At 40.1% G+C, this 7,085-nt stretch carries 4 protein-coding genes and 1 pseudogene; all 5 read left to right on the top strand.

Features of this window, described 5'->3' with window-relative positions; translation table 11 throughout:
* A pseudogene (locus tag Q0625_RS09995) lies at nt 1-703 on the top strand (DKNYY family protein); the annotation flags it as partial.
* 43 nt (nt 704-746) lie between these two features.
* A complete protein-coding gene (locus tag Q0625_RS09990; protein WP_298826580.1) occupies nt 747-2,420 on the top strand; it encodes a DKNYY domain-containing protein in 1,674 nt (557 codons plus the stop codon).
* A gap of 200 nt (nt 2,421-2,620) precedes the next feature.
* A complete protein-coding gene (locus Q0625_RS09985; protein WP_298826577.1) occupies nt 2,621-3,511 on the top strand; it encodes a hypothetical protein in 891 nt (296 codons plus the stop codon).
* 212 nt (nt 3,512-3,723) lie between these two features.
* Nucleotides 3,724-5,850: a TonB-dependent receptor gene (locus Q0625_RS09980; protein ID WP_298826574.1), complete on the top strand. Its 2,127-nt coding sequence runs from the start codon at nt 3,724-3,726 to the stop codon at nt 5,848-5,850.
* Between the two features lie 431 nt (nt 5,851-6,281).
* On the top strand, nt 6,282-6,875 hold the full coding sequence (locus tag Q0625_RS09975) for a hypothetical protein (RefSeq protein ID WP_298826572.1): 594 nt from the start codon (nt 6,282-6,284) through the stop codon (nt 6,873-6,875).
* Nucleotides 6,876-7,085: the final 210 nt, after the last annotated feature.

The raw sequence follows: 7,085 nt of genomic DNA, 5'->3' as shown, positions 1-7,085 counted from the left end.
TTTTGGGATTGTTCCAGGGCATTATTACTATCAGTATGATAAGAATGGGGTGTATGATTGGGACTATAAACTACCTTTTCGCTATACAAACCGCCCTGAGTATGGGAAAAACCTTTTCTATATGAATAATCAGCGCCTATTTGTCTATGAGGATCAGGCTTATTATAAGACTTCTGAAGATAGCCTCTATGTACCTCACCTCAGCCCCCAGCAGTTAGCGTTGCTCAAAGAAGGAAACACACCCTTAAGGGAATTATTCCCTTCCCAAGACAATAAGCAAATAGATACCACAGGCTTTGAGGAGCTTACTTATTCTTTTTGGAGGCATAACGGACAGATTTATCATTTGTTTTATAAGGAGTGGTATGATAATTACGAATATGGTTGGATGAGTGAGCACCGATATGTAGTTGTAAAAGGCTATGACAACGCCTCTCTAAAGGCAGTTTTCAACGGTTTCTTAGCTGATAAAAATTATTGGTATGATGATACCACAAGGCTGTTCCAAAACAAGGACGTGGAGCTTTTGGCTATTTATAAGGGGTATCGTCGAAAAAAAGGCGATGGTATGGATCCCACCCCTGAGACTAATTTCTACCTCTTTAAGAATGCCCAGGGGTATTGGTTGGTCGAATTAGGTGGTGAAGGGGCAATGTGTCCATTGACCAATGAGCAAGCCAGTAAGTTATTAAACCAACAATAGCAACTCGAAACTCAAAACTCAAAACTCAAAACTCAAAACTATCATGAGACATTTTATATTATTTTTATGTTCTTTTTGTGCAAGCCTCTATCTTTTTGCCCAAAAAGAACCCCTACAAGTTACCGATATTACTAAGGTGAGTAGCTTAGGAGCACTGCAAAAGAGGAATAGTGGTTGCCGATATGTAGAGGGATATATCCTAAACCCCAATAGGCTGATATACCAGACCTATGATACACGCCGTGAATTCTCTGCGGATATGTCCTCTTTTCAGGTCAAAAGAGACGGCTTTGCGATGGATAAAAATGGTATTTATTACCAAGGTGTTTTCTTTCCTATTGATACTACAGGATTTAAGGTAGTAGGGGAGAAGGAACGCCCCAGAGGGGAAGGAGGCGTCTATAAGGGGGAGGATTATCTATGGCGTACCAACCAAAAGGCTTTTTTAGGTACCCAAGAAATAGAGGTGGCTGACCCAGCTTCCTTTGAGGCAGTAAAGTATTTTAATGGTTGTTATTTCAAGGATAAGAACTACCTCTATTATTACGAAAAGAAGATAGTAGGTTCTCATAGCCCTTCTGTGAGAACACATAATTATTTGGAACTAATCTCTGATAAAAATAACACCTACCATAGGGGAGAGCCTGTCTCTTACAAAGGACAAAGAATAGAAAATATAAACGATATACTTTTTAAAACCTCAGAATATGTGCTATATACGCCTACTTTTGCTATAGGTGAAGAACTCAGGTGGATAGAGGTGGAGGGTATTGATGCCAAGACACTTAGACCCCTTTCAAGGTACTATGCTATGGACAAAGATCATATATTCTATGGAAAAGCTAAGACGCCTATAGAAAAGAAAAACTTTGCTAATATACGTGTTTTTGACCAAGTAAATAGTAAGTATATCTCCGATGGGAAAACGGTCTATTCAGAGGCTGATTACAAAACAAACTACGATGCTCCTACCTTTGGAATGCTTCCTAAATCAGATTTTAAATACGATAAAAAAGGTATTTATTACAATGGTAAGGAAAAAATGCCTTTTCATTATACAGAACCTCCTCTGCTGGGAAAGAATACTTTCTATGATTTTGACAAGGGAGCCTATGTAATCTATCTCAATCAGGCTTTTTATCCTTTCGGAGAAAAAGACTATTTTCCTAATCTGACCCCAAAACAAGTAAAAGATCTCAAAGAGGGGAAATTATTTTTGGTGAATAATGCTACGAATAAAAAGGCTGAAATACAAGATACCTTTGCATATAATTTGTACAAAGCTAACAATAGGATATACGTTGCTCAAACACCTCAGAAGGCAGATGCCAATACCTTTGTAGGTTTGGGCAGTGGTTTCTATAAGGATAAGGACAAAGTGTATTATTATGACAGATGGGGAGAGAAAGAAAAGCTATGGGTTGTTCAGGGGTATGATACACCTACCTTAGCTGCGGCTCCCAATGGCTTTTTGGCAGATAAGGACTATTTTTATTATGGTACCACAAGGCTATTCCCAAACAAGGAGGTGGAGCTTTTGGCTATTTATGTGGGGTATTGGAAAGGCTGTGGTTTTGATTCAACTCCTACCACTAATTTCTATCTCTTTAAGAATGCCCAGGGCTATTGGCTTGCCGAATTAGGTGGCGAAGGGGTGATGAGTCCATTGACCGATGAGCAAGTTAGACAATTAACCAATGAGCCGATGAGTCGATGAGCCAATGAGTCAATGAGTCAATGAGCTAGTGAGCCAATGAGTCAATTGGTCAATGAGTCAATTGGTCAATGAGCCAATGAGCTGATGAGCCAATGAGCTAATTAGGCAAATCGGCAAATCAACAAATCGGCAAATCGACAAATTGACAAATCGACAAATCGGCAAATTGACAAATTGACAAATCGACAAATTAAATTGATATGAAGCTAGTTTCAATAATCTCTCTATTGCTTTGTTTCTCCTTACAAGCACAGCAGAAGCGCTGGCAATTGGATAGTATTCAGCAAATCCAGTTCTATTCTGACAAAATAGAATATGTATATAAGACCTTCCATCAGTCCTATGACCCCAAGACAAGGACAGTTACCATGATAGATGAGATAAAAGGAAAATGGAGGGATAAGTATAAGTATGTATGTGAGTATAGCCCGCAAGATAGCTTGTTAAGTAGGATAGTTTATAAGTATGACCGAGATATTGATGACTGGCGCGAGCACGAGATGATCCATTATGTATATAGGGGAGCGGAAATTCAGCAGAGAATATATGATAAAAATAAAAATGGGGGCTGGCAACCCCGTAGAACCTTCTATTTTGAAAATATAGATGGAAAGCTATATCTCAAAAGAAATGAGGGCAGAGAAAGTACTGAAAAAGGTTGGGGCGGTATTAGCTATGATCCTCCTGAAGAATGGCCTCTTTTCTCCATGCAAGAGATGACCAACAAGAAAAAAGTAGTCCCTCAGGTGAGGTATAATAGAAAAGGGGAGGCTATAGAAATGCTGTTTATGAGAAAAGATGGATATAAAGACAAGCAAAAACTCTCTTATGATGATCTAGGAAATATCCATGAATTAGAACTATATGAATTGAGAGATTCCAATATAGGACTTAAAAAAGAAGAAAAGAGGGTATATACTTATGCCCCTGATATTCTCTATGAGGAGGTTTTAGACAAATGGATGCAAAATGATAAAAATCGGAAGCCTAAGAATGCCATTCTCTCTAAAAAAGTATACAGACATAAAGCCTTAGGAGGATACCAACTTATCTATGAACATCGTTATTTCTACTCACCCATTAAACAATGAGACAATGAGACAATGAGGCAATGAGACAATGAGACAATGAGACAATGAGACAATGAGCCAAATTGACAAATCAACAAATCAACAAATTGACAAATCAACAAATTGACAAATTGACAAATTGACAAATTGACAAATTGACAAATTGACAAATTAATTTATTTTATTTCTAAATAATTTATTATATTTGCACCCTGAATATGTAAATTATTTATATGAAGAAAATGGTAATTATGGCCTTAGGCTTAACATTTACGGGCTATGCACAGCAGCTCAGTATGGAGCGTGATACCTTAGGGCTGGAAGAGGTAGTAATCACTGCCAATCGTATAGAGGAAAAGAAAACCGATGCGGTGGCGAATGTGACGATTATTGACCAAAAGAAACTGCAACAGTTTATTAAGATCGCGCCCGATATGTCGCACCTTATTGGAATGATTGAGCCAGCCATGGCACTCTCTACCAATACGACTAACAACCGCTATCAGAACTTACGCGGGCGTGCACTCTTAGTGCTTATTGATGGGATTCCTCAATCTACGCCCTTGCGCTCTACCGACCGTGATATACGCTCTATAGACCCTGCGGCAGTAGAGCGAATTGAGATAGTGAAAGGTTCTACGGCTATTTATGGGAATGGAGCCATAGGTGGGATTATGAATATTGTAACCAAGAAAGCACCTAAAGGGGTAGCCTTCAGCGGGCAAACTTCCTTAGGGGCTTCGGGCAGAGATTCTTTCAAGGAAAACAGGGGCTTTGGCTACCGTTTCAATCAGCAATTCTCAGGTAACTACAAGGGTTTTTCTTACCTTTTGGATGGAGCTTTTACACAGACAGGTTCAGCTGTGGATGGATCAGGGGAGTATATCTCTCCGCGCTATGGTTTGGGCGATGTACGTACCTATAATGGTCTTATAAAGCTTGGTTACCAGTTTGATGAGGATAACAAAGTGGAGGCGATGTATAACTTTTACCAGAGCTTGCAACATACTCCTTTGGTTGCCTCTGGAGGAAAGTATTTGCAGAGCCCTCGTATTGGAGTCTATGGTAGCAAGGATCCAGCTGCTCAGGATGAGGGGATGCGCTACAATCACAATGTTTACGTGAAGTTCAATTCCAATAATATCTTTGCCCATACCGACTTGGAACTCTCCGCCTTTACCCAACACCAGTACGCCATCTTCGACTATCGCAAGCATAATGCCAAAAGTCCACGATGGGAAAGCTCTAGCGGACAAGCAACCGTAAGAGGAGAGAAATACGGGGTTCGTACCCAACTTACTACCAAATTGCTCTTTGGGGAAAACATCTTTACCCAACTACTCTATGGAATAGATGCCTTGATTGATAAGACCAGTCAGCCCCTTGTAGATGGGCGTTACTGGATGCCTGAACTGACTTCCTACAACTCAGCTCCTTTCTTGCAAACCAAAACGACTTTCTTCAACCACTATGTACTCAAGGCAGGACTACGTTATGATTATATAGATGTAGCTGTACCAGATTATCAGGTACTTAGACTTAAAAATACCGATCCTCGTGTCTATGTAAAAGGTGGGGAACTCTCCTATAACAACCTCTCTCCCAATGTAGGGATCGCTTACAACCAAATCAAATATTTCCAGCCTTTTGCCTCCTATTCTCAAGGATTTTCTATCTTTGACTTAGGTCGTACCCTTCGTGCTGCTAAGGCCGATGTGCTTTCTAAGATCAACACTGAACCTGTCAAAACGGATAATTATGAGATTGGGGCTTATTCCGAAATAGGTAAATATGTGCACTTGAGTGGCTCTTATTTCTACACCTATTCCAAACTTGGTAGTGATCTCAAGTCGGTAAGTGGTTTCTGGGTGGTGGATAGAAGCCCACAAAAGGTATATGGCTTTGAGGTCAATGCGGATATCTTCCCTACCGATTGGCTTACCCTTGGTGGTAGCTTTATCTCCTTTGAAGGAGAAAAGAAATCTACCGGAGATGGTCCATGGGACGGCTATATGAGTGGTACTTCCATTCCTGCGCCTAAGGCAAGTGCTTATGTAAGGGTTACCCCAACCGCTAAGAGTTACCTTCAAGTGAACTACCTACACACAGGCAGCCGTGATCGCTTTGCTCCAGATAACAAAGGAGTATATACCGAAGGCGAAGGGGTAGTCTCTCCTATAGATCTCTTCTCCCTCAGTGCGGGTTATACCTTCAATAAGAATCTATCTTTGGGCTTAGGGGTGGAGAACCTCGCTGATAAGGTGTATTATACCCCTGCTTCCATGCTTGTAGCCCGCGATGCCGAATACGCTCGTGGTAATGGTCGTTACTTCAACCTAAATCTTACTTACAGATATTAGTTTTTCAGTAGTCAGACGCCAGTTTTCAGTGGTCAGGCGTCAGTTGACAGTTTTCAGTGGTCAGGCGTCAGATGCCAGTTATCAGTGGTTAGGCGTCAGATGCCAGTTATCAGTGGTCAGGCGTCAGTTGACAGTTATCAGTGGTCAGATGTCAGAGGTTAGTCACAATAGGCTGACTTCTGACGTCTGACCACTGACGTCTGATAAAGAGCTGACGTTTGTTAAATACTTAACATTATTTTTTATCGTATAAATTCTTACTTCTCACAGGCTTTTTCCTTGACTTCCCCATTCTAAATGTTGTAATTTTGCAGCGTCTTAGTAGTTGTTAATCATTGACACTAATCAATATGTAGAAAACGATTTTATAGCGTCTTACAAAGATTAGCAGATGGTTTACTTTTTACCTTTTACTTTTTACTTAAGTAGTTATGGAGGAAGCTTTAGAAATACTTTGGACATATGCACGTCGTGAGCCGATAGAGAGCAATGGGAAGACTGTGGTGGCTACCATCAGTCAAAGCATTGCGGCTATTCGTCTTATTATACGGTTGGAAGGAAGGTTTCAAAAGAGTGGAGAGCGAAAAGTTAATACTGGAAAATTGGCAACATCTATTAGTACAACACATGATTGTCCAGCCTCTACACCAGCTCAACCTCAATTCACCCAATCCAAAAAAGATACCCCAACCCTCTTAGTATCCTCCTCTCTTTGGGAGAAAAAGACAAAATCTTCTCAGCAAGAGCCAAACCATCCGATCATAAAACCTTCCTATCATACGACCAAGCCCCGTAAGGTTTGTCGTCAGCATTCTTGTGTTAAGAATGATGATAGGAGCAGCAAACAAATGACCAAAACCCGTAAGTTTTCTCGTCAGTACTCTTATATTATGGATAACTTGTACAAGGATATCGCCTTGATTGAGTTGCCTATGAACAGAGATCATGTAGCAAATAGGTATTATAAGGATACTATAAGGCTAAAAATATGCTCACGTCCTCCGCCTTCTACGTTAGATGTGTAATTTATAGTGGCTTAACTTAATAAGGATGATGACTTTTTAGCTTTTGATGCAGATTACTTTACAAAAGGAGATAAGCACATAGGTACATTAGCTCATGGACATATTGGCAAATTGACAAATCAACGCATTGGAAAATTAGCAAATTAGTTAATCGGTAAATTGATGGAAATTTGAAAAAAAATTGGAAAATTCGTTTTTTTTCAGGATATT

The organism is uncultured Capnocytophaga sp. (genome assembly GCF_938029845.1).
Taxonomy (GTDB): domain Bacteria; phylum Bacteroidota; class Bacteroidia; order Flavobacteriales; family Flavobacteriaceae; genus Capnocytophaga.
Note: the sequence above shows the minus strand (reverse complement) of the source record. Positions and strands in the feature narration are given on the sequence as shown.

Excerpts from the sequence above, each read along its gene's own strand:
- Q0625_RS09980 (WP_298826574.1), top strand. The coding sequence starts at position 3,724 with ATGAAGAAAATGGTAATTATGGCCTTAGGCTTAACATTTACGGGCTAT.
- Q0625_RS09985 (WP_298826577.1), top strand. The coding sequence starts at position 2,621 with ATGAAGCTAGTTTCAATAATCTCTCTATTGCTTTGTTTCTCCTTACAA.
- Q0625_RS09975 (WP_298826572.1), top strand. The coding sequence starts at position 6,282 with ATGGAGGAAGCTTTAGAAATACTTTGGACATATGCACGTCGTGAGCCG.
- Q0625_RS09990 (WP_298826580.1), top strand. The coding sequence starts at position 747 with ATGAGACATTTTATATTATTTTTATGTTCTTTTTGTGCAAGCCTCTAT.